General features: G+C 71.4%; 14 protein-coding genes and 2 pseudogenes. 7 read left to right on the top strand and 9 right to left on the bottom strand.

Translation table 11 applies throughout. The features are described from left to right. The first annotated feature begins 145 nt into the window (after window positions 1-145). The 3 genes and pseudogenes from N7925_RS27235 to N7925_RS27225 form a co-directional block, all read left to right on the top strand. Complete coding sequence (locus N7925_RS27235; protein WP_274345457.1) at window positions 146-1,414, top strand: sensor histidine kinase; 1,269 nt, start codon at window positions 146-148, stop codon at window positions 1,412-1,414. Next, complete coding sequence (locus tag N7925_RS27230; protein ID WP_265602051.1) at window positions 1,399-2,046, top strand: LuxR C-terminal-related transcriptional regulator; 648 nt, start codon at window positions 1,399-1,401, stop codon at window positions 2,044-2,046. The genes N7925_RS27235 and N7925_RS27230 overlap by 16 nt, the downstream gene beginning before the upstream one ends. Window positions 2,047-2,134: 88 nt before the next feature. Further along, window positions 2,135-2,545 (top strand): annotated as a pseudogene (locus tag N7925_RS27225) (carboxymuconolactone decarboxylase family protein); the annotation flags it as partial. Window positions 2,546-2,579: 34 nt separating this feature from the next. Here the strand turns inward: N7925_RS27225 and N7925_RS27220 are convergent. Then, window positions 2,580-3,332, bottom strand: a complete 753-nt coding sequence (locus tag N7925_RS27220; RefSeq protein ID WP_274345456.1) for a class I SAM-dependent methyltransferase — start codon at window positions 3,330-3,332, stop codon at window positions 2,580-2,582. An 89-nt stretch (window positions 3,333-3,421) separates the two neighbouring features. Here N7925_RS27220 and N7925_RS27215 point away from each other — a divergent pair, with 89 nt between their 5' ends. From N7925_RS27215 to N7925_RS27200, 4 genes and pseudogenes are all read left to right on the top strand, one after another. Beyond that, a complete protein-coding gene (locus N7925_RS27215) occupies window positions 3,422-4,327 on the top strand; it encodes a metal-dependent hydrolase (RefSeq protein WP_274345455.1) in 906 nt (301 codons plus the stop codon). Window positions 4,328-4,330: 3 nt separating this feature from the next. Further along, window positions 4,331-5,413, top strand: a complete 1,083-nt coding sequence (locus N7925_RS27210) for a PDR/VanB family oxidoreductase (protein ID WP_274345454.1) — start codon at window positions 4,331-4,333, stop codon at window positions 5,411-5,413. 298 nt (window positions 5,414-5,711) lie between these two features. After that, window positions 5,712-5,915 (top strand): annotated as a pseudogene (locus tag N7925_RS27205) (helix-turn-helix domain-containing protein); the annotation flags it as partial. 41 nt (window positions 5,916-5,956) lie between these two features. Continuing rightward, window positions 5,957-6,700 carry a TetR/AcrR family transcriptional regulator gene (locus tag N7925_RS27200; protein ID WP_274345453.1) on the top strand — a complete coding sequence of 248 codons (744 nt, stop codon included), beginning with the start codon at window positions 5,957-5,959 and terminating at the stop codon, window positions 6,698-6,700. Between the two features lie 15 nt (window positions 6,701-6,715). Here N7925_RS27200 and N7925_RS27195 read toward each other — a convergent pair whose 3' ends face one another. The 8 genes from N7925_RS27195 to N7925_RS27160 form a co-directional block, all read right to left on the bottom strand. Further along, window positions 6,716-7,420 carry a DUF2470 domain-containing protein gene (locus N7925_RS27195; protein WP_274345452.1) on the bottom strand — a complete coding sequence of 235 codons (705 nt, stop codon included), beginning with the start codon at window positions 7,418-7,420 and terminating at the stop codon, window positions 6,716-6,718. 126 nt (window positions 7,421-7,546) lie between these two features. Continuing rightward, complete coding sequence (locus tag N7925_RS27190; RefSeq protein ID WP_274345451.1) at window positions 7,547-9,775, bottom strand: ATP-binding protein; 2,229 nt, start codon at window positions 9,773-9,775, stop codon at window positions 7,547-7,549. Window positions 9,776-9,955: 180 nt separating this feature from the next. Next, the gene (gene pulA / locus N7925_RS27185; RefSeq protein WP_274345450.1) at window positions 9,956-15,274 is read right to left on the bottom strand and encodes a pullulanase-type alpha-1,6-glucosidase; all 5,319 of its coding nucleotides are present in this window, start codon (window positions 15,272-15,274) and stop codon (window positions 9,956-9,958) included. Window positions 15,275-15,410: 136 nt separating this feature from the next. Next, complete coding sequence (locus N7925_RS27180) at window positions 15,411-17,141, bottom strand: carbohydrate-binding module family 20 domain-containing protein (RefSeq protein ID WP_274345449.1); 1,731 nt, start codon at window positions 17,139-17,141, stop codon at window positions 15,411-15,413. Window positions 17,142-17,686: 545 nt separating this feature from the next. Beyond that, on the bottom strand, window positions 17,687-18,745 hold the full coding sequence (locus tag N7925_RS27175) for a LacI family DNA-binding transcriptional regulator (protein ID WP_265602040.1): 1,059 nt from the start codon (window positions 18,743-18,745) through the stop codon (window positions 17,687-17,689). After that, a complete protein-coding gene (locus tag N7925_RS27170) occupies window positions 18,730-20,406 on the bottom strand; it encodes a glycoside hydrolase family 13 protein (protein WP_265602039.1) in 1,677 nt (558 codons plus the stop codon). Before N7925_RS27170 ends, N7925_RS27175 begins: the two co-directional genes overlap by 16 nt. 115 nt (window positions 20,407-20,521) lie before the next feature. Beyond that, entirely contained in the window at window positions 20,522-21,400 is an 879-nt protein-coding gene (locus N7925_RS27165) for a sugar ABC transporter permease (RefSeq protein WP_265602038.1), read from the bottom strand. Next, window positions 21,397-22,416: a carbohydrate ABC transporter permease gene (locus N7925_RS27160; RefSeq protein ID WP_265602037.1), complete on the bottom strand. Its 1,020-nt coding sequence runs from the start codon at window positions 22,414-22,416 to the stop codon at window positions 21,397-21,399. The genes N7925_RS27165 and N7925_RS27160 overlap by 4 nt, the downstream gene beginning before the upstream one ends. Between the last annotated feature and the right edge of the window lie 9 nt (window positions 22,417-22,425).

The following is a 22,425-nucleotide window of genomic DNA, read 5'->3' as shown; positions in this document are numbered from 1 at the left end:
TACACCCCCTCCGGGTGGCGGACCGGCTGACGCGGCGGTGCGGGGCCGGGTGAGACTGGCACCCGGACCGGGGACCGCCCGGCTCCGACGGGGAGTCGGACCCGGGAGAAGCCGTCCTGGTTCCGGTGAGGGGAGAGGGATCGCGATGAAGGTGTTCTCGGGGCGGCTACGGTCGTCGACGCTGGCGGCGGGGCGGGGGCTGTTCCTGTCGGTGGTCGGTCCGGTGGGGTCCATCACCCTGTTCGTGCTCGCGGTGCTCTCGATCGCCTTCATCCTGCTGGGCATCGGCGTGTTCACCACCCCGGTGGTGCTGGAGGCGGTCCGCAAGCACGCCAACCAGCGGCGGCTGTGGGCGGCGACCTGGTCGTACGTGCGGATTCCGGTCCCGTACCGGCCGTTCCCGAAGGAGCTGGGGCCGGGCGTCACCGGTCAGGTGGAGCGCACCACGCTGCTGCTGAAGGACCCGGCGACCTGGCGGGACCTGCTGTGGCTGCTGGTGGACATGACGGCCGGCACGGTGCTGGCCGTGGTGGCCGCCGGGCTGATGCTCTACCCGATCGAATCGGTGGTCCTGGCGGCGGGACTGTGGCGGGTGTTCCAGGACGAGCCGTACATGTACATGTTCGTGCCGGTGAGCAGCCAGCTGACCGGTCTGGCCGCCATGGCGCTGGGCATCGTGCTCTTCCACTTCGGCCTGCGTGGCACCGAGCCGGTGCTCCGGGCGCACTTCCTGCTCGCCCGTACGCTGCTGGGGCCGAGCCGGGACGAGAAGCTGGAGCAGCGCGTCCAGCGGCTGACCGTGACCCGGCACGAGGCCGTGGACACCGCCGCGTCCGAGCTGCGCCGCATCGAGCGGGACCTGCACGACGGGGCGCAGGCCCGGCTGGTCGCGATGGGGATGAACCTGGGCACGATCGAGGCGCTGATCGAGAAGGATCCGGCGCAGGCGAAGAAGATGCTGGCGATGGCCCGGGAGTCGTCCGCGGAGGCCCTGACCGAACTGCGGGACCTGGTCCGGGGCATCCACCCGCCGGTCCTCGCGGAGCGGGGTCTCGGCGACGCGGTCCGGGCGCTGGCCCTGCGGCTGCCGGTCGTCTCCGAGGTGACGGTGGAGCTGCCGGGGCGGGCAGAGGCCCCGGTGGAGTCGGCGGCGTACTTCGCGGTCAGCGAGGCCCTGACGAACACGGTGAAGCACGCGGAGGCGGAGCGGATCTATGTGGACCTGCACCATGCGGAGGGGATGCTCCGGATCTCCGTGACGGACGACGGCAGGGGCGGTGCGGTCGTCGGATCGGGCTCGGGGCTGAGCGGAATCGAACGGCGACTGGGTACATTCGACGGCGTCCTGGCCGTCAGCAGTCCCGCGGGCGGTCCCACCATGGTGACCATGGAGATTCCTTGCGAGTTGTCCTAGCCGAAGATCTCTTCCTGCTGCGTGACGGCCTGGTGCGCATGCTGGAGGCGTACGACTTCGAGATCGCCGCGGCTGTGGAGACCGGGCCGGAACTGACCAAGGCCCTGGCCGAGTTGGAGCCGGACGTCGCCGTCGTCGACGTCCGGCTCCCGCCGTCCCACACGGACGAGGGCCTTCAGTGCGCCCTGGCCGCCCGCCGGGCGCGGCCGGGGCTTCCGGTGCTGGTGCTCTCGCAGCACGTGGAGCAGTTGTACGCACGGGAGTTGCTGGCGGACGGCAACGGCGGCATCGGCTATCTGCTGAAGGACCGGGTCTTCGACGCGGACCAGTTCATCGACGCGGTACGGCGGGTGGCGGCGGGTGGCACGGCGATGGACCCGCAGGTCATCTCCCAGCTCCTGTCGCGCCGTTCGCAGGACAGGCCGATGGGCGGCCTCACCCCGCGCGAGCGGGAGGTGATGGAGCTGGTGGCCCAGGGCCGCTCCAACGCCGCCATCGCCTCGCAGTTGGTGATCACGGAGCGGGCGGTGGCCAAGCACACGTCGAACATCTTCAGCAAGCTCGACCTGCCCCCGTCGGACGACGACAACCGCCGGGTGCTGGCGGTGCTGGCCTATCTGGACCACGGCTGATCCGTCGTACGCGGCCGGAGTGCGGGGGGGGATCAGCCTAGGGTGCGCCGGCCGTCGGCGGGGTCCGGGGCGCGCTCCACGTAACCGCGGCTTCCTGAAGATCAGCGCGATCTTCGAGGCCTGCACCCTGGGCCCGCTCTCCCGCGAGGTCCTGATCATGGCGATGGCCACCCGCAACGGCTGTCACCTCTGCGTCGCGATGCACACCGCGAAGCTGACCTCCCTGGACGCCGATCCGGCGCTCGTCACCGCCCTGCGCGACCGCGACGGGACCCCGCTTCCGGACGAACGCCTGGAAGCCGTGCGGCGGTTCACCCTGGGGGTGCTCGATTCGGCGGGTGCGGTGGACGACGCGACCCCGCGGGACTTCCTGGCGCACGGCTACACCGAGCAGAACGCCCTCGAAGTGGTCCTGGGAATCGGCGCGTACACCCTGTCGACCCTGGCCAACCGGCTCACCGGAGCCCCCGTGGACGCCCCCTTGGCCGCCTTCGCCTGAGAGTCGGCGGCCCATCCCGCACCCGGAAACGGCCTCAGGGGTGAGCTACGGCAAGACTCACGACGTAGGCATCCTCGACCTCGCCGTCCGGGAACAGTGCGGTGAGCAGGGCCCGTTCGCGGTCGAAGAAGCTGCGGACCTCGACCGGGTCGCCGATCAGGAAGTCGGAGTGGGTGGCCAGGCAGGCGACATGGGCGTCGATCGGCACGCGCCTGCTCCACGCCACCTGCCGGGTGCGAAAGTCGAGCCCGTCGGGCAGCGCGGCCCGGAAGCGGGCCTCGTGGGACGGGACGGCGGGGACCTCCACCCCGAAGAAGACCCGCATCCGGTTCTCCTGGTCGACGAGCCATTCCACGGCGGGGTCGCAGTCGTTCCACCAGAGCGCCAGCGCCCCGCCCGGGCGCAGCACCCGGCGGGCCTCGGGTATCGAGCGTGCCGGGTCGGTCCAGTGCCAGGCCTGGGCGTACGTGATCAGGTCCATGGAGCCGGTACGCAACGGCAGGTTGTTCCCGTCGCCCCGGACCAGCGGCACGTCGGGAAGCCCCCGGCGGAACTGCTCGGCCATTCCGTCACCCGGCTCCACCGCCGTGACCCGGGCCCCGCGCTCGTACAGCCGCGCCGTACCGAGTCCCGTCCCCGCTCCGACGTCCGCGACGCGGGCTCCGGCGAGCGGCAGTCCGGCCAGCTCCTCGACGGCGTCGAACAGGGCGGGCGGGTAGGAGGGGCGGTGCGCGTCGTAGGCGGCGGCGATGGCGTCGAAGGACCGGGCCTGCACAGGTTTCGTCATACGTCCATCATCGCGCGGGGCTTCGAGAACGGCACGGAACTCTCCGCACGCCTCTGGCCCCACCCCATACCCGTCAGTACATTGACACCATGTCTAACACGCAGCCAGCGGCGGTCGCGTCGGAGCGGACGCCCCTCAAGGCCCGCAAGGTGTCCTTCGCCTGGGAGAAGACCCCCCTGCACTGGGTGCCGGGCGATCCGTTCACCACGCACACCATCAACGTGCTCCACCTGCTGCTCCCGGCCGGGGAGCGCTGGTTCATCCACGTCTACCGGCAGATACTCCCGTACATACACGACGACCGACTGCGCGAGGACGTCATCGGGTTCATCGGCCAGGAGGCCGTGCACGCGCAGGCCCACGACGATGTGCTGCCGCACCTGAGGGAGTTGGGCCTCGACCCGACCCCGTACACCGCGCAGGTCGACTGGTTCTTCGAGAAGCTGCTCGGGGACCGGACACTGCCGCCGGGGCGGGCCTCGAAGTGGTGGCTGATGGAGCGGGTGGCGACGATCGCGGCGATCGAGCACTACACCGCGTTCCTCGGCGACTGGATCCTCAACGCCGACGCCCTGGACCGCCGGGGCGCGGATCCGACCATGCTCGATCTGCTGCGCTGGCACGGTGCGGAGGAGGTCGAGCACCGGTCGGTGGCCTTCGACGTCTTCATGCACGTGGACGGCGGTTACCGGCGGCGGGTGCGCACCTGGGCGACGGCGTTCTCCGCGCTGGTGTTCCTCTGGCAGCGCGGCACCCGCTTCTTCATGGAGAACGACCCCACGCTGCTGGGCGGCAAGGCCTCGTTCAAGGCGTTCCACGCGAGCGGGAAGCAGGGCACGCTGCCCAGCACAAGCGCGATCCTGCGATCCGTGCCGAGCTATCTCAGCCGGTCCTACCACCCCTCCCAGGAGGGCAGTACGGCCCAGGCCGTGGACTACCTCACCCACTCCCCCGCCGCGCTCGCCGCCGAGACCGCCACGATGGGAAGGTCCTGAACCATGGCCCTGCCCCGTCTGCGTACCGTCGTGCTCGTCTCCGGTGCCGCCCTGCTCACCCGGCGCGCCCTGAAACGCCGCATCGCCCGGTCCCCGCTGTGGCCGCTGCCCGCCCTGCCCGAGCCGATATCGGGCCACTCGAAGCGGCGCGCGACCTCGGCCCGCCGGCTGCTGATCACCGGTCGGAGCGAGGTGGCCGACGGTGTCGTGCAGCTCCGGCTGGAGGGAACCGGTCTGCCGCGCTGGGAGCCGGGGGCCCATCTGGACCTGGTGCTGCCGTCCGGTCTGGTGCGGCAGTACTCGCTCTGCGGCGACCCGGAGGACACCGGTGCGTACACGGTGGCGACCCGGTTGGTGGAGGACGGCCGGGGCGGTTCGCGGGAGGTGCACGAGCAGCTCCGGGAGGGCCTGGAGATCGAGGTGCGCGGGCCGCGCAACCGCTTCCCGCTGACCGGGGCCAGGGCTTACGTCTTCGTCGTCGGCGGCATCGGGATCACCCCGGTGTGGCCGATGCTGCGGTCGCTGGCCGCGTCGGGGGCCGACTGGCGGCTGCTGTACGGGGGCCGGTCGCGGGGGGCGATGCCGTTCCTGGAGGAGATCGAGAAGCTCGGCGCGGACGGGAGCCGGGTCACGGTCGTCGCCCAGGACGAGGCGGGCCACCCGGACGTCGCGGCGGCGCTGAGCGGTCTCGCCCCGGGCACGGCGGTCTACTGCTGCGGGCCCGGGCCGCTGATGGATGCCGTGGCCGCCGCGCTCCCGGAGGGGCTCCCGCTGCATCTGGAGCGGTTCTCGGCCGCGCCGGGGGACACGGCGGGCCCCGGTTCCGGGGCGTTCGAGGTGGAGTTGCGGCGCAGCGGGCGCACGGTGCCGGTCGCGGCCGGGCAGTCGGTGCTGGCCGCTGTCCGCACAGCGGCGCCCCATGTCGCGTACTCCTGCGAGCAGGGGTTCTGCGGGACCTGCCAACAGCGGGTCCTGGAGGGCGAGATCGATCACCGGGACGATCTGCTGACCGACGACGAGCGGGGCGATTCGATGCTGATCTGCGTCTCGCGCTGCCGGGGCGAACGCCTCGTCCTGGACCTCTGAACAGCTACGGCGAAGTCACGTACTGATCGCTGTCCGGGCGATCCTTTTCCGACTGATCGCTCTCCGGCTGATCGCTCTCCTGCACCGCCGGCGCCCCTCGCACGAAGGCCCGAGGTCAACGTCTGCTTGCCGCTACAGCGACGGTGCCACCCAGGGAGGCGAGTGCCACACACAACGGCGAGTACAGGACGGTGTTCCACTGCTGGAATTCGCTCGCGGCCCCGGAGTTCATGAAGTATCCGCCCACTCCACGGGCGAACAGCACAGCCGTCAGGCCGTACATGCCCGTCAACCGACCATGGCGGTGGCTCGCACCCCGCGTCACAAGTGGATCGACGAAGGGTTGCGTGCGCTCGCGGCGGGTGGCCCGGATGCCGTCCAGATCGAGACGCTGGCGAAGGCTCTCGGCGTGTCCAAGGGCGGCTTCTACGGATACTTCGCCGGCCGGCGCGCCCTGCTGGAGGAGATGCTCGACCGCTGGGAGCGCGAGATCACCGACGACGGGAGAGGGAGGGGCGTGCGCACCCCGGATAGGCTGTCCGTATGACGACCGGGGTGCGGCGCAGGATGGGCGTCGACGAGCGCAGACAGCAACTCATCGGCGTCGCGCTGGACTTGTTCAGCCGCCGCTCGCCCGAGGACGTGTCGATCGACGAGATCGCCGCGGCCGCGGGCATCTCCCGTCCGCTGGTGTACCACTACTTCCCCGGCAAGCAGAGCCTGTACGAGGCGGCGCTGCGGCGGGCCGCGGACGAGTTGGCGGCCCGCTTCCTGGAACCCCCGGAGGGGCCCCTGGGCGCGCGGCTGCTCCGGGTGATGGGGCGGTTCTTCGACTTCGTCGACGAGCACGGCCCCGGCTTCTCGGCGCTGATGCGGGGTGGGCCGGCGGTCGGTTCCTCGACGGCGAACGCCATGATCGACGGGGTGCGGCAGGCCGCGTACGAGCAGATCATCACGCACCTCGGAGTGACCGAACCACCGGCCCGGCTGGAGCTGGTGGTCCGCTCCTGGGTCTCGCTCGCCGAGTCGACGGCGCTGATCTGGCTGGACGGGCGGCGCATCCCGCGCGCCGAGCTGGAGACGCAGCTGGTGCACGACTTCGCGGCGCTCGCGGCGGTCAGCGCGGCGTACGACCAGGAGATGGCGGGCATCGTGCTGCGGGTACTGTCCCAGGAGCCGGCGGACGGCCCGTTCGGTGACCTGCTCGCCCGGCTCTCCGCGCTCTCCACGCTCGCCCCGGACGTGCCCGCCGGGCCCGTCGTGCCCGCGCAGCGCCTGCCGCGCTGATTCCCGGGACAGCCCTCAGGCCGGCAGGCCGTTGCGGTGGGAGACGCGGCGGGCGGCGGCCAGCAGGGCGTGGATCTGCGGGCCCGCCTGGTCGATCTCGGTGACCGGGCGCGGGAACGGCAGCCGCACGTCCTCGTGGATGCTGGGGTATTCGAGCCGCAGGGTCACCCCGAAGCGGTCCATCGCCAGCGGCACGGCCCGTGTCATGCCGCGCTCCGGGCGGGGGTGGACGAGGCGCAGGAGCAGCGGGACGAGTTCGGCGTGGTCGTCCACGAGATGGGTGAGCATGCCCGCCTCGCAGGCGGCGATCGGGTCGGTCTCCACCTCTTCGAGCTCCTCCAGGGTGATGAAGGTGCGTCCCTCGGCGTCCTCCAGGACGGCCTGCCCGAACTCCATGCAGGTGCTCTGCTCGGTGTCGGTGGCGTACGGGGCGGCGAGCAGTCCGGTGACCGTGACGCGGGCGCGCAGCCGGTCGCGTACGGGGGTGGCGGCGATGTCCGTGAACTCCAGGCGGGCCGGCACGCGTTCGGCGCTCGGCGCGTGGCCGCCGTCGTTCGGGGCGTGCAGGTGGATGTGGCCCATCGCGCCCGTGCCGTCGAGGCGGCGGATTTCGGTGTGCAGTCCGTCGCTGACCACCGTCATGGAGTGGGCGACGGTCAGGATCGACCGGACGCGCTCGGCGCGGGTCGGCTGCGTGGCGCGGGGGCGGGAAAGGCGCATCCGAGTTCTCCAGGAGGGGTCAGCGGAACCCAAGCGGCTACTTAGGTATGCCTAACCTTACCCAGATGGTCCGGGTGTGGGTAGCCCGGGGCTCCATCCGTGTACCGGTCCCCACGTGCGCCCGGGTCAGAGCTGTAGCTCGGTGCGGAGCGCGGCGGCGAGACCGACCTCCGCGTTGTCCGACTGGCCGCGCTCGAAGGCGCGCTGGTAGGCCTCGTCGCCGACGGCTGCCCGCGCCTGGAGCTCGCACCTCTCGCGGACCGGCCCCAGCTCGGGCGTGCCGCGCTGGGGATGACCGACCATGCGCCAGTACGCGTGTCCGGTGCCGTAGACCCGGGCGGCCTGCGCGCCCGCGCCCTGGGCGGCGATGGCGGCGGCCAGGAGGTCCAGCCCCAGCGCGATGCCGAAGCTGTCGCGGAGCCGGTGCTTGCCCGCGAGCATCGACCGGGCGTGCGCGGCGGAGGCGGCCGGGCGGTCCTGGAGCAGGGCGATCAGGGCGAGTTGGTAGTCCGCGTAGGAGCGGGTCCAGTGTTCGCCGCCGCGTTCGCAGGCCCGGCGCAGTGCGGTGGCCGCCGCCTCGGACTCGGTGAGCCGGCCGAGCGCGGTGAGCGCGAAGACGGTGATGAGGTGGCACCGCAGCCGGTGGGCCGAGTCCACTGGCACGCCCTCGGTCATCCGCAGGACCCGCCCGGCCGCTTCCAGCGCCGCCTCGGGCTCCCCGGTCATCAGCTGGGTGAGGCCCGAGAGGTAGGCCGCGCCGAGCATGCCCTCGTCGTCCCGGTCGTACAGCGCGCCGGCCGTGCAGAGCGCGCCGTGCTTCTCGGCGGTCGCGAAGTCGCCCTGGAGCAGGGCCGCGACGCCGAGGACCCATTGCAGCCTGGTCCGCGGGGGTCCGTCGACGGGGCCCGCGTCCAGGGCGCGCCGGGCGTAGCTCCGGGCCTCGGAGAGGTGGCCGCAGCAGGCCCAGAAGAAGCCGACCCGGCCCGCCATCTCCTGGGCCCCGCCGACGTCGTGGACGAGCAGGTGCTCCAGGGCGGCGCACAGGTCGAGGTGGGTGTCGGACACCTTGTGGTACCAGGACACCTGGTCCGGGCCGGTCCAGCCGTCGTGGGCGCGGCGGGCGAGGCCGAGGAAGCTTCTCGCGTGCCGGTCGGCGGCGGCGCGGGCCTCGCCCAGCTCGGTGAGCCACATCCGGCCGTACTCGCGGAGGGTGTCGAGCATCCGGTAGCGGTCGCCGTCGCGCTGGACGACACACTGGGCGACGAGGCCCTGGAGCGCCCGGCCCACCTCGTCCGGGGTGAGCGGGCCGCCCGCGCAGACCTCGCGGGCGACCTCCTCGTCGAAGTCGGTGCGCAGCGGGGTGAGACGGGCCCACAGGAGGCGCTCCAGCGGGGTGCACAGCTCGTGTGACCAGCCGATGGCGGTGCGCAGGGTGCGGTGGCGGCGGGGCCACACCGTCGCGTCGGCGAGGAGGTCGAGGCGGGCCGTGTCCGGGCTGTCGCCGGCCCCGTCCGCCCCGATCCCGTCCGGTGCGCCGGGGCCGGGCGCTCCGAGACCGGGCGCTCCGAGACCGGAGGCTCCGGAACCGGGGGCTCGGAAGCCGGGGGCGAGGGCGAGGCCGCCGCCCCGGCCGGACCCGCCGAAGCCGGTGCTCCGGGCGTCGAAGCGGCTGCCGATCCGGTGGGCGAGCTGGGCCACGCTGTGCCGACCGATGCCCGCGGCGGCCAGCTCGATGGCGAGCGGAATGCCTTCGAGACGGCGGCAGATCTCGGTGGCCGCCGCCTCGTCGCCCGGGTCGTCCAGGCCGGCCCCGGGGTCGGTGGCGCGCAGCCGGTCGGCGAAGAGCTGGAGGGCGTCGGGCGCGCCGTCGACCGGGAGCGGCGGCACCTCGACGACGTACTCGCCCCGGGTGCCGAGCGGCTGCCTGCTGGTGACCAGGACGGTCAGGCCCGACGAGGTGGTCAGGATCTCGGCCAGCAGATGGGAGCAGGCGGCTCGGAGGTGTTCGGCGGAGTCGAGGACCAGCAGGAGGTACTTGTCGCCGAGCCATTCGCAGATCGCCTCGACGGGCATCCGCAGGGTGTGGTCGGCGAGTCCGACCGCGTCCGAGACGGTGGGGAGCAGCAGCCTGTCGTCGGGGAGCGGGGAGAGGTCGGCCCACCAGGCGCCGTCCGGGTAGCGGTCGGCGGCGGCGCGGGCGGCCCGGAGCGCGAGCCGGGTCTTGCCGACGCCGCCGGGGCCGATCAGGGTGGTCATCCGCCGGGTGGTCAACGCGGTTCCCAGCCGGGCCAGTTCGGCCCGCCTCCCGACGAAGCTGCTCGTCTCGTCGGGAAGGTATCCCACGTTGGTCATCATCACCGTCCGGGCGCTGGGGCAGGGTGCGCCGGCGAGCCGACCGCCCCGGGTGGGGCTCCTGCCGCGCACACCGGGCCGGTCCCGCCTCCCCGAGAGGGAGAGCGGGACCGGCCCGGTGAACCAGGACGGCTGCGGCGGCTCCCTTGCCGACGTCTGCCGTCACCGTAGTGCTGTCGGAGGTCAGCGCAGCGTGAAGACGGCCGCCGTGCGTCCCGGGACGGTGAAAGTGGCCGATTTCCCGTCGTACCTGGCTCGTTTGACCGTAGGATCCGCCCCCTTGGCCTGGACGGGGTGCAGCGCGTACGTCTTCCCCGCCGGGGCGGCGAGCCGCTGGTCGGCGGTGGTCGGCGCGGCGTTGAGGACGACGACCAGTTCACCGAGGCGCATGGTGATCACGCCCGGGGTCTCGGCCGTGCCGGAGAGCGGGAAGGACAGGGCGGACTGCACCTGGCCGGCGGTGCGCAGGGAGAACTCCTTCTCGGTGGAGCGGATGGTGAGCAGGTCGCGGTAGGCGGCCGAGGCCCCGTCGATCTGCGCGCAGTTCGGCGCGATGGTGCCGGTGGCGGCCAGGAGCGGCTTCGCGTACGCCCACTTGTCCTGGTTGTCGGCGGCGGGCGGCAGACCCCGGCCGAAGCCGTTGCCGTCGCGGCAGTCCCAGTGCAGGGCGTTGAACCAGTCGCCGCTGTCGTAGGAGTTGCGGTCCAGGGACTTGGAGCGCAGCAGGTCGGTGCCGGCCTGGGAGAGCGAGGGCCCCTGGGAGAGGACGGAGGCGGCCATGGCCACCACCTGGGCCCTGGCCCGTTCGGCTGCCGTGGAGGAGGCCGGGAGCTTGAAGGCGAGGGTGTCGAAGAGGGTCTCGTTGTCGTGGGCGTCGGAGTAGGCGAGGGCGTCGCCGGGTGCGGCCGCGTATCCGGCGGGCGCCCCGTTGTAGTCGACCTCGGAGCCCTTGACCGTGCGGCCGGAGGTGTCGGTGAAGGTGTAGTCGGCGAGATTGCCGGTGAGACCGACCTTGATCAGGTCCTGGTAGTGCAGCAGCCGGGCCCTCTGCTCGGCGCGGGTGCCGTTGGCCGGGGAGGAGTTGGGGTCGGTGTAGAGGCCGGTGGCGAAGCCCTGGACGCCGGGGTCCTCGTCGAAGGGGCCGCCGCCGCGCACGGCGTCGCGGGCCCGGTCGGAGAAGGTGGCGATGCCGGTGCCGGCCATGTTCTTCTGGGTGGCCTGGACGAAGCGGGCGTCGTCCGCGATCTCGCCGAAGTTCCAGCCCTCGCCGTACAGGATGATCTTCTTGCCGTCGACGCCGTCCTTCGCGAGGGTCAGCTCGTCCAGCGCCGCGCGGACGGCGAGGATGTTGTCCTTGGGGTGGTGGCCCATCAGGTCGAAGCGGAAGCCGTCGACCTTGTACTCCTTGGCCCAGGTGACGATCGAGTCGACGACGAGCTTGCCCATCATGGTGTTCTCGGGGGCGGTGTTGGCGCAGCAGGTGGAGGTGGCGACGCTGCCGTCCTCCAGGAGCCGCTGGTAGTAGCCGGGCACGACCTTGTCGAGGACCGACTTGTCGTCCTGCCCCGAGGCGACGGTGTGGTTGTAGACGACGTCCATGACGGTGCGCAGTCCGGCCTGGTTGAGGCCCTGCACCATCTGCCGGAACTCGACCGTGCGCCGGGTGCCGTCCGGGTCGGAGGCGTAGGAGCCCTCGGGGACGGTGTAGTGCAGCGGGTCGTACCCCCAGTTGAAGCCGTCCTTGGCGGCGGCCTCGGCGACGCAGGCCTGCTGCTCCTCGGAGTCGGGGGCGTAGACGTGGAGATCGCAGGCGGGCCTGTGCTGGTCCTTCTTCTTCTCCGGGATCGTGCCGATGTCGAAGACGGGCAGCAGGTGCACGTAGCTGGTGCCGGAGTCGGCGAGCTTCCTTAGGTGCTTCATGCCCCGGGAGCGGGTGTCGGTGAAGGCGAGGTACTCACCGGGGTGCCGCGCCGTGCGGTCCGTGACGGAGAAGTCGCGGACGTGCAGTTCCTGGATCTGGGCGTCCCGCAGCGGGGTCGCGGCGGGCTTCCTCAGACCGGACCAGCCGCGCGGGGCGAGCTTCGGGTCGGTGAGGTCGACGACGAGGCTGCGGGCGGAGTCGGCGGTGAGGGCGGTGGAGTAGGGGTCGGTGACCTTGTTGGTGACCATCTTCTGGACGGTGGGGGCCCAGACGGTCACGGCGTACCGGTAGGGCTTGCCCCGCCAGCTCTTCTTCCCGGTGACCGACCAGACGCCGGTGCGGTCGTCGCGCTTCATCGGGTGGGTACGCCCGTCGAGTTCGAGCGAGACGGTCCGGGCGGTGGGGGCCCATACGGAGAGTGTGGGCGTCGACTGGCGGAAGACCGGGCCGAGTTCGGCGGAGGCCGCCTTCTTCCCGTACAGGTCGTCCAGGATGCCGGCGGTCTGTACGCCGGTGGCGGCGAGCAGGGCCCCGTTGGCGGCGCGCTGGGTGGCGACGATCTGGCCGCGCAGGGATTCCCGGACCCGGTCCCGGTCGCGGGCGTCCACGGTGAACGCCGGGTAGTCCTCGAGGTGCGGGTACTTCGCCTTCTGCGCGTCACTCAGCGCGGACCGGGTGAGCCGCAACCACCGGCCCTCGTCGGAGAGCGCCCCGTCGACGACGGAGATGCCGCCCTCGGGCGCGTACACGAGCTGCTGGCTGGTGGCGTCGGTGGCCTTCACCTTCCAGACGACGGTGTCCTTGTCGATCCACTGCGCCTCGGCCTTCGACAGGTCGGGGGCCGCGCCGCCGCCGGTCTGCGGGAGGAGGTAGCCGGGCTTGGAGCCGAGCATCCAGACCTCGTGGCCGTAGGTGGCGAGGTCCAGGGACTGGTCGGTGGGCAGGTCCTTCTCGTCGCCCTTGTGCAGGATGTAGCTGAGGGTGGTGGCCCCGTCCACGAGCGGCACCTCGAAGGTGACCCCGTAGGCGTCCTTCTTCACCGGCATCAGCGGCTTGGACCAGTCGGTGGGCTCCTTGGCCCCGGCCCAGGTGTGCAGCCCCCAGCCGTCGTAGTTCCCGTCCGGGCGGTGGTAGTTGAGGACCGCCTTGCCGGTGTCCTGCGGCGGGGCCTCGGGGGCTTCGACCGCCTGTCCGTCCTTGCCCTGCTCGATCCAGACCTGACCGGACACGCCGAGGTCGAGAGTCCGCTGCGGGCCGTCGGCCGTGCCGTTCTTCTCGACGGTGTACGGGACGGAGTCGGCGCCCTCCTCCAGGTCGATCCAGGCGAACGCGCCGTAGGCGTCCCGCCCGACGAACTCGGCGGTCTTGCCGCCGGACTTCAGCTGCCAGCCCTCGTAGTCGCCGTCGGGGCGCTGGTAGTGGACGACCGCCCGGTCGCGCTCGACGGCGACGGGCTTCGGCTTCGGCGGGGTCTGACCGGCGGTGGTCGCGGCGAGGGCACTGGAGGTGCGGCCCGTGCGGTCGACGACGACGGCCTTGTAGCGCAGCGGCGTTCCCGCCTTCACGGTCCCGTCGAGGTACTGGGTGACCTGGTACGGGGCGTGGTCGGCCGAACCGAGCGTCTTCCACTTCCCGTTGCCCACCTGGGCGGCGAAGACGACCCGGTTGAGCTGTCCGCCGTCCACGTCGGCGGTGATCCCGACGGTGCCGGTGGCGCCGGCGGCCGGGGCCTTCAGCGCGATCGTGGGCTCGGCGGCGGGAGCGCCCACGGCCCGGTCCGCCTTCAGCACGATGCTGGAGAGGGCGGGCACGGTGACGGTGACCTTCTTGTCCTCGCCGCTGCGGACGACACCGGAACCGCCGTACAGCGTGCGGAAGTTCATGCCGGCCGTCTCGGTGGCGAGCCGGACCTCCCGCGGGCTCGTGCCGTTGTTGTAGGCGACGAGGTATTCGTGGGGCCGCTCGGTGTCGATGCGCGAGGTGGCGTACACCGAGCCTTCCGCGAACCGCTCGATCTGGGTGCCGTCGCGCAGTGCCGGGTGGGCCTTGGTGAGCCCCGAGAGGGCGGCGATGGAGCGGTAGACCGGGTGCTCCGTGTCGTACGCGTCCGAGGCGTGCGTGCGGTCGGTGCCGAGCTGGTCGTCGTCGAGGTAGTCGGCGGTCTTCGAGGCGAAGAGCGTCTGGCGGGAGTCCTTGTCGCCGCCGGCTCCGGTGAAGCCCTGCTCGTCGCCGTAGTAGATCACCGGGTTGCCGCGGCCGAGGAACATCAGCTCGTTGGCGAGCCGGGCCCGCTTCAGCAGCTCGGCGTCGTCGGCCTTCGGGTTGTCCTGCTTCAGGAAGGTCCCGATGCGGCCCATGTCGTGGTTGCCGAGGAAGGTGACCTGCTCGTAGGCGTTGGCCTTGTCCGTGGTGTAGCGGTAGTCGTTCCCGTACACGGAGGCGAGCCGGTCGGCGGGCGCGCCCTGGGAGGCGAACTGCCGGGCGGCGTCCTGGAACGGGAAGTCCAGCGTGGAGTCGAGGCGGCCCCGCGTGACGTACGGCGAGGTCACCTCGGTGTCGGCGGAGTAGATCTCGCCGAACATGAAGAAGTCGTCCCGGCCGCGCTTCGCGGCGTACGCGTCCAGCGCGGTGGCCCACTGGGTCCAGAAGTCCAGGTCGACGTGTTTGACCGTGTCGATGCGGAAGCCGTCGATGTCGAAGTCGCGGACCCACTTCTCGTAGATCTTCTCCATGCCCTTCACGACCTCGGGACGCTCGGTCCACAGGTCGTCGAGCCCGGAGAAGTCGCCGTACTCGTTGGACTCGCCGGCCCACGTCGAGTCGCCCCGGTTGTGGTACATGGTCGGGTCGTTGAGCCAGGAGGGGACCTTCTCGCCGGTGCCGGGCGTCTTCACCGGGGTGTACGGGAAGGAGTCCTCGTCGACCTCTTCGACGCCGTCGCGGTCGTCGAAGGGGCGGCCGTCCTCGTCGAGGTAGGGGAAGGCGCCCTTGGGCTGGTAGCCGTAGGCCTTCTCCGCGTAGTCGACGGTGTCGGCGGTGTGGTTGGTGATGACGTCGAAGAAGACCTTCATGCCCTTGGCGTGGGCCTTGTCGATCAGCCGCTCCAGGTCGGCGTTGGTGCCGAAGTGAGGGTCGACCTGGGTGAAGTCGGTGATCCAGTAGCCGTGGTAGCCGGCCGAGGCGTCCTTGCCGGTGCCCTGAACGGGCCGGTTCTTGAAGATCGGCGCCATCCAGATGGCGGTGGTGCCGAGCTCCTTGATGTAGTCGAGCTTCCGGGTGAGGCCCTTGAGGTCGCCGCCCTGGTAGAACCCCTTGTCGGTGGGGTCGTAGCCGTGCTCCAGCCGCGATCCGGTCAGCCCGCCCCGGTCGTTGGAGGCGTCGCCGTTGGCGAACCGGTCGGGCAGCACGAAGTAGAACTGCTCGCGCGTGAGGTCGTGCCGGTCCGCCTCACGGGCGAGTTTCGCGTCCGAGGGCGGTGCCGGCGGCCGGGGCGACGCGGCGGCGGTGGCCGCCGGGGCGACGGGCAGCAGCGCCGCGCACAGGGCGGCCACCGCCCATCGTCCGAGGATGGTTCGGGACACGGAGGGTGCTCCTCAGGGCTTGATCGGTAGGTCGAACGGGGGGCCGGGCGATGGGCCGAGCGATGGGTCGAGCGATGGGTCGCTCAAGGGGAAGCGGGCCGGTGGCGGTACCACCGGCCCGCTGGGGGTTCGGATGTCAGCCGCGCCAGACGTCGGCGGTCAGCGTGACCTTCCCGGAGGCCGGGACGGTGGCGGTGCGGTTGGCACCGCTCTCCCAGGTGACGTTGCCGCCCGCGTCCTTGCGGACGTACTTGTAGGCGAACGTGGTCCCGGCGGGCAGGTTCACGTCCAGCTTCCACACGGGGTACGCCGCCGGGTCGAGCTTCGGCGCGCTCGCCGGGTTCCAGTTGCCGAGGGCGGTCTGGTCGCCGGTGACGTGGATGTTCTGGCCGGGCTGGGTGGTGGCGTTGACGCCGAAGGAGGCGCCGGAGGTGCCGTTGCCGGGGTCCGGGTCGGGGTTCGTGCCGCCTCCTCCGCAGGTACGGGCGCCGGTGTGCAGGGCGACGGCGGTGCCGGCCGGGACGGTGGCGGTGAACTGGCCGGAGCCGTTGACCTGGACGCCCTTGCCGGACTGGACGTCGCAGTAGTCGCCGGCGGGCAGCGAGGTCTGGAAGGTCCGGGTCAGTGCGGAGCCCTCGTGGTTGAGGGCGACGTACGCCTTGTTCCCGCGGCCGAAGGCGATCTGGTCGCCGCCGTTGTCCCACCAGTTGGTGACTCCCTGGCCGCGCGCGGTGTTGCGGAAGCCGACCATGGAGGAGATCTCGCGCCAGGCGTGCTGGCACTTCCAGCCGTCGCTGTAACAGGAGTTCACCTGGCCGCCGTTGGGCGGTCCGGCGTCATGGCTGCTGAACTCGTAGCCGGAGTGGACGTCCGGGGAGCCATAGGGGTAGGCCAGCATGAAGACGCTGGCCAGGGTGTAGGCGGAGCCGTTCTTGTAGTTGAGGGTGTCGCCGCCGCGCTCGGTGTCGTGGTTGTCGACGAAGACGGCGGACTTGCCGGACTCCATGAAGCCCCAGCCCTCGCCGAAGTTCTTCAGGTGGGCGAGGTTCTCGTTGAGGAACACCTGCTTGAGGCTCCGCCCGTACCGGAACTCCTGGACGTCTCCGCTGCCCAGGTACTCGGAGGGCGAGACGGCCTCACCGGCCCCGAAGATCGCCTCGTGCTTCCAGTAGGCGTTCGGGTTGGTGAGCCGGGACTTGATGTTGGCGAGGTCCCCGGCGGGCATGTGCTTGGCGGCGTCGATCCGGAAGCCGTCGACGCCGAGCGAGAGCAGGTCGTTGAGGTAGCCGGCGATCCTGCCGCGTACGTACTCCTCGCCGGTGTCCAGGTCGGCGAGGCCGACCAGCTCGCAGTTCTGGACGTTGCCCCGGTCGTTGTAGTTGTTGATCTGGGCCCGGCAGTCGTCCATGTCGGCGCCGGAGTAGATGCCCGGGTAGTCGTACTTGGAGTACGCGGAGCCTCCGGTGCCGGTGCCGTTGCCCGCCGACATGTGGTTGATGACCGAGTCGGCGATGACCTTGACCCCGGCCGAGTGACACGTGTTCACCATGGCGGAGAAGGCGGCCCGGTCGCCGAGCCGGCCGGCGATCCTGTAGCTGACGGGCTGGTAGGACGTCCACCACTGGCCGCCCTGGATGTGCTCCTGCGGCGGCGAGACCTGGACGTAGCCGTAGCCCGCCGGACCGAGGGTGTCCGTGCAGGCCTTGGCTATGGAGGCGAACTTCCACTCGAACATCACGGCGGTGACGTCCTTGTCGCCCGGGGCGGCGGCCTGTGCGGTGCCAGCGGCGCCGAATCCGGTGGGGACGACGAGGGCGGCGGCGCCGGCCACCAGGGCGAGCGCGACAGACAGGGATCTGCGTGCCATGTCTTTCCTCCTGCGGGTGGGGGAAGCGGGGATGACGGTGCAGCCTCAGTCGACAACGCGCCGTGCCCTCAAGGCTCCTGAAGGTTCTTGCTGCAAGAATGCAAACCTTGCCGCGGAGCAGACCGTACGAGCCCTCCCGTCACCGGTCAACCCTTTGGACATCCCCCGCTCACATCCGCGAAACAGCGGAGTTTCCTTCCCGACTTCGTCGCGATTTCTCGCTGCAAGGTCTTTCGCAAGATATTGCGGGCCTGTTACGTTTCATCCCGACTCCGGCCCGGTCGGCCGGGGGATCCGGCACCGCTGCACGTCGTCGGACCCCACGCGCCCGGCCGACCGGGCCGGTCACGGCAAGAGAGGCACCCGGAGTCGCTACAACTCCCCGCCGGCCCTACCTGGGCCGACTCCTGGTGCCTCTCCTGTGCGTGCCCGTTCCCGTACCGCGCCCGTTCCCGTACGTGCCCGTTCCCGTACCGTGCCCGTTCCCGTACGTGCCCGTTCCCGTACCGCGCCCGCTGCCGTACGTGCCCGCTGCCGCTTCGCGGTCAGCCGTTGCGTACCGCCGCCGTCGAGCCCCGTACGACCAGCTCCGGCTGGAAGACGTACTCGGTGCGCTGCACCGGGCTGCCCCCGATCTCCTCCAGCAGCGCGCCCACGGCGGCCGCCGCCATCGCCTGCACGGGCTGGCGCACCGTGGTCAGCGGCGGGTCGGTGAACGCGATGAGCTGCGAGTCGTCGAAGCCGACGACCGAGACGTCACGGGGCACCTCCAGGCCCCTCCCCCGGGCGGCGCGCACCACGCCGAGGGCCATCAGGTCACTGCCGCAGACGATGCCCGTGCAGCCCGCGTCCAGCAGGGCGCCGGCCGCCACCTGGCCGCCCTCCACGCTGAACAGCGTGGAGCAGACGAGCAGTTCGGCCTCGGACCGGTCCATGCCGAGCACCGAGACGGCCGCCTCCACGAACCCGTCGCGCTTGCGGCGGGAGGGGACGTAGCGCTGCGGGCCGATGGCCAGGCCGATCCGGCGGTGGCCGAGGTCGGCGAGGTGCCCCAGGGCCATCCGTACGGCGGCGTTGTCGTCCGGCGAGACGAACGGGGCGCTGATGCGCTCGTTGTAGCCGTTGATCAGGACGAACGGCACGCCGCGCTCGGTGAGCGCGGCGTACCGGCCCGGGTCGGCGGAGGTGTCCGCGTGCAGCCCGGAGAGGAAGACGATGCCGCCGACGCCGCGCTCCACGAGCTGCTCGACGAGTTCGTCCTCCGTCGCACCGCCCGGCAGCTGGGTACAGAGCACGGGGGTGTAGCCGTGCCCGGCCAGCACCTGTTCGACGGACTGCGCGAACGCCGGGAAGATCGGGTTGGTGAGTTCGGGCGTCACCAGGCCGATCAGTCCGGCGCTGCGCTGCCGCAGCCGTACGGGCCGCTCGTAGCCCAGGATGTCGAGCGCCGCGAGCACCCGCTGACGCGTGGAGTCCGCGACGCCCTGCTTCCCGTTCAGGACCCGGCTGACCGTCGCCTCGCTGACCGCCGCCTGTCCGGCGATGTCGGAGAGGCGGGGCGCCGCCGTGGTCCTGGGCGCGGGCAGTGTCACACCGTCCACCACACCGTGGTGTCGGCGGGCAGCTCGGCCTCGGCGCCGTCCACGGTGACCGGGGAGCTGGCGAGCAGCACCCGGCCGCGGGCGGCGATACGGACGGGGGCGCCGGTGGTGTTGACGGTGCAGACGAAGCCCGGGCGGGAGAAGACGAGGACGCCTTCGGGGCCGTCCAGCCACTCGACGTCCGTGCCCGCGCCGAGACCCGGGTGCTCCCGGCGGGCGGCGATGGCGGCGCGGTACAGCTCCAGGGTGGAGCCCTCCACGCCGGTCTGCGCCTCGACGGACAGCTCGCCCCAGCCGGCGGGCTGCGGGAGCCAGCTGCCACCGTCGCCGAAGCCGTACGAACCGCCCTCGCGGGTCCACGGGATCGGGACGCGGCAGCCGTCGCGGAAGCCGTCCTGGCCGTCGGCGCGGAAGAACGAGGGGTCCTGGCGGGCCTCGTCGGGCAGGTCGGTGACGTCGGGCAGGCCGAGCTCCTCGCCCTGGTAGACGTAGGCGGAGCCGGGCAGGGCGAGCATCAGCAGGGAGGCGGCGCGGGCCCGGCGCAGGCCCAGCTCGCGGTCGCCGGGGGTGCGGATCTGGGTGCCGAGGCCCGCCGGGTTGGCGAAGCGGGTGGCGTGCCGGGTGACGTCGTGGTTGGAGAGCACCCAGGTGGCGGGTGCGCCGACCGGGCGCATCGCGGCGAGCGAGGTGTCGATGACCTCGCGCAGTTCGGCGGCGTCCCAGGCGGTGGCCAGGTACTGGAAGTTGAACGCCTGGTGCATCTCGTCGGGGCGCACGTAGTTGGCGGTGCGCTCGACGGTCGGGGTCCAGGCCTCGGCGACGGCGATCCTCTCGCCCGGGTACTCGTCGAGGATGGTGCGCCAGCTGCGGTAGATCGCGTGCACGCCGTCCTGGTCGAAGAACGGCATGATGTCGTTGCCGAGCAGCCTGAGTTGGTCGTGGGAGCCGAGGTCGGGCAGCCCCTCGGCCTTGACGAGGCCATGGGCGACGTCGACGCGGAAGCCGTCGACGCCCATGTCGAGCCAGAAGCGCAGGATGGAGCGGAACTCGTCGGCGACGGCCGGGTGCTCCCAGTTGAAGTCCGGCTGCTCGGGGGCGAAGAGGTGGAGGTACCAGTCACCGGGGGTGCCGTCCGGGTTCGCCGTACGGGTCCAGGCGGGTCCGCCGAAGATGGACTCCCAGTCGTTGGGCGGGAGTTCGCCGTCGGAGCCCTTTCCGGGGCGGAAGTGGTAGCGCTCGCGCAGGGCGGAGCCGGGGCCCTCGGCCAGGGCGCGCTTGAACCACTCGTGCTGGTCGGAGGAGTGGTTGGGGACCAGGTCGACGATGATGCGCAGCCCCAGGCCGTGGGCCTCGCGGATCAGCGCGTCGGCGTCCAGCAGGTTGCCGAACATCGGGTCGATGGCCCGGTAGTCGGCGACGTCGTAGCCCGCGTCGGCCTGCGGGGAGGCGTAGAAGGGGCTGAGCCAGACCGCGTCGACGCCCAGGTCCTTCAGGTGGGGCAGGCGGGCGGTGACGCCGGCGAGGTCGCCCATGCCGTCGCCGTTGCCGTCGGCGAAGCTCCGCGGATAGACCTGGTAGATCACCGCGTCCTGCCACCAGCCGGTGCGGTGGCCCGGGGCGTCGTCGGACGTGCCGGTGGAGGGGGCAGCGAGGTGCTGGGTCATGTCGTCCCTGGGGTGTCTGGGTGGGGAGCGGCGCCGGGGACCGGGTCCGGGTTTCCGGCGCCGCCGTGACGGGTGCGGTGGTGCGTACGGGTGCTGGTGCGGGTGGCCAGGGGGGTCAGCCCTTGACGGCTCCGGCGGACATGCCGGTGACCAGGTGCTTCTGGGCGAAGAGGAACACCAGGGCGGCCGGGATGGCGATGAGCACGGAGGCCGCGGTCATGGGGCCCCACTGGGCTCCGTACTGGTTGACGAACTTCTGGAGTCCGCCGGCCAGCGTGAGGTTCTCGTCGCCGACCAGGAAGGCGGAGGCGTACGCCACTTCGCCCCAGGCGGTGATGAAGGAGTAAAACGCGGTGACCGCGAGGCCCGGCTTGGCCAGCGGCAGGATGAGCCGGAAGAAGGTGCCGAACGGGGTGAGGCCGTCGACCTCGCCCGACTCGTCGATCTCGCGCGGGATGGTGTCGAAGAACCCCTTCATCATCCAGGCGCAGAACGGCACCGAGATGGTGAGGTAGGTGATGACGAGTCCCATGGGCTGGTTGAGCAGCCCGAGGCTCGACATGATGTTGTAGATCGGCACGATGAGGACGGCGACCGGGAACATCTGGGTGATCAGCAGCGTCCACATCAGCCCGCGCTTGCCGGGGAAGCGGAAGCGGCTCACGGCGTATCCGGTGGTGGCGGCGACGAAGACGCCGATCACGGTGGAGAGCGCGGAGATGATCACGGAGTTGGCGAACCAGTTGAGGAACTCCGTGTCGCGGATCAGGTTCGTGTAGTTGACGAACGTCGTCTCGCGGAAGAAGTCCGTGGTGGTCGCGAACTTGGCGGGCTTGAGCGAGGTCAGCAGGACCCACAGCACCGGGAAGACCGCGATCACCGAGGCGATGATCAGGGTGAGGTGCAGGGCGACGGAGGCGAGCGGGGAGCGCTCGCCGCGCAGCCGGACCTTGGGGGCGCCGTGCCGGGCGGGGGTGTCGGTCGCGGTGGTCACCAGTTGTCTCCCTGGGAGCGCAGGACTCGCCGGTAGACGACGGCGAAGAGCATCAGGAGTACGAGGATCAGCACGCCCCAGGTGGAGGACTGCGCGTAGTCGCGCGGGCTGATCTCGAAGGAGAACTTGTACGCCTGGGTCACGAGGATCTGGGTGGCCTCACCGGGTCCGCCGCGGGTCAGCAGGAAGATCACCGGGAACATGTTGAAGGTCCAGATGGTGGAGAGCAGGACCACCGTGGTGGAGACCGGGCGCAGTCCGGGCAGCGTGATGTGGCGGAAGCGCTGCCAGGCGGTGGCGCCGTCCATCTCGGCCGCCTCGTACTGCTCGGAGGGGATGGACTGGAGTCCGCCGAGGAGGGCGACCATCATGAACGGGATGCCGAGCCAGACGTTGACGGCGATGACCGCGAACTTGGCCCAGGTCGGGTCGTTCAGCCACGGCACGGCGTCGATGCCGGCGCCGCCGAGGACCTTGTTGAGCAGGCCGCGCTCCTCGTTGTAGAGGAAGCGCCAGGCGAAGACGGAGACGAAGCCGGGGATGGCCCAGGGCAGGATGAGGGCCATGCGGTAGGCGGAGCGTCCGGCGATGCGGCGGTTGAGGATGTTCGCCAGGGCCATGCCGAGGACGAACGTGACGCTCACGCAGGAGACGGTCCACACCAGCGTCCAGCCGAGCGTGCCGAGGAACTGCGAGCCGGTCAGCGCGTCGATGTAGTTGTCCGCGCCGACGAACTCGTAGGTGGCGGGGATCTCGTTGACGCCGATGGAGCGGGCGACGTTGCGCTCGTCCGCGTCGGTCATCGAGAGGTAGACGCCGCGGACCAGCGGATAGCCGATGATCACGCCGATCACGACGACGACCGGGGCGACCATGGCCCAGGCGTACCAGTGGACCGACAGCGCCCGCCTCAGACGGCCGGGGGTCGGTGGTGGGGTGCCAGTACCGCGGCTCCGGCCGCGGGCGGTGTTCTCGCCCGCGGCCTTCACCACCGACTGGCTGGTGTGGACAGCCATCAGTCGGCC

It is taken from the genome of Streptomyces sp. CA-278952 (genome assembly GCF_028747205.1).
In the GTDB taxonomy this organism is placed as follows: domain Bacteria; phylum Actinomycetota; class Actinomycetes; order Streptomycetales; family Streptomycetaceae; genus Streptomyces.
The sequence above is the reverse complement of the archived record's forward strand: the minus strand, read 5'-3'. Positions and strand labels throughout refer to the sequence as shown.

Excerpts from the sequence above, each read along its gene's own strand:
- N7925_RS27235 (WP_274345457.1), top strand. The coding sequence starts at position 146 with ATGAAGGTGTTCTCGGGGCGGCTACGGTCGTCGACGCTGGCGGCGGGG.
- N7925_RS27220 (WP_274345456.1), bottom strand. The coding sequence starts at position 3,332 with ATGACGAAACCTGTGCAGGCCCGGTCCTTCGACGCCATCGCCGCCGCC.
- N7925_RS27215 (WP_274345455.1), top strand. The coding sequence starts at position 3,422 with ATGTCTAACACGCAGCCAGCGGCGGTCGCGTCGGAGCGGACGCCCCTC.
- N7925_RS27210 (WP_274345454.1), top strand. The coding sequence starts at position 4,331 with ATGGCCCTGCCCCGTCTGCGTACCGTCGTGCTCGTCTCCGGTGCCGCC.
- N7925_RS27200 (WP_274345453.1), top strand. The coding sequence starts at position 5,957 with ATGACGACCGGGGTGCGGCGCAGGATGGGCGTCGACGAGCGCAGACAG.
- N7925_RS27195 (WP_274345452.1), bottom strand. The coding sequence starts at position 7,420 with ATGCGCCTTTCCCGCCCCCGCGCCACGCAGCCGACCCGCGCCGAGCGC.
- N7925_RS27190 (WP_274345451.1), bottom strand. The coding sequence starts at position 9,775 with ATGATGACCAACGTGGGATACCTTCCCGACGAGACGAGCAGCTTCGTC.
- N7925_RS27180 (WP_274345449.1), bottom strand. The coding sequence starts at position 17,141 with ATGGCACGCAGATCCCTGTCTGTCGCGCTCGCCCTGGTGGCCGGCGCC.
- N7925_RS27170 (WP_265602039.1), bottom strand. The coding sequence starts at position 20,406 with ATGACCCAGCACCTCGCTGCCCCCTCCACCGGCACGTCCGACGACGCC.
- N7925_RS27160 (WP_265602037.1), bottom strand. The coding sequence starts at position 22,416 with ATGGCTGTCCACACCAGCCAGTCGGTGGTGAAGGCCGCGGGCGAGAAC.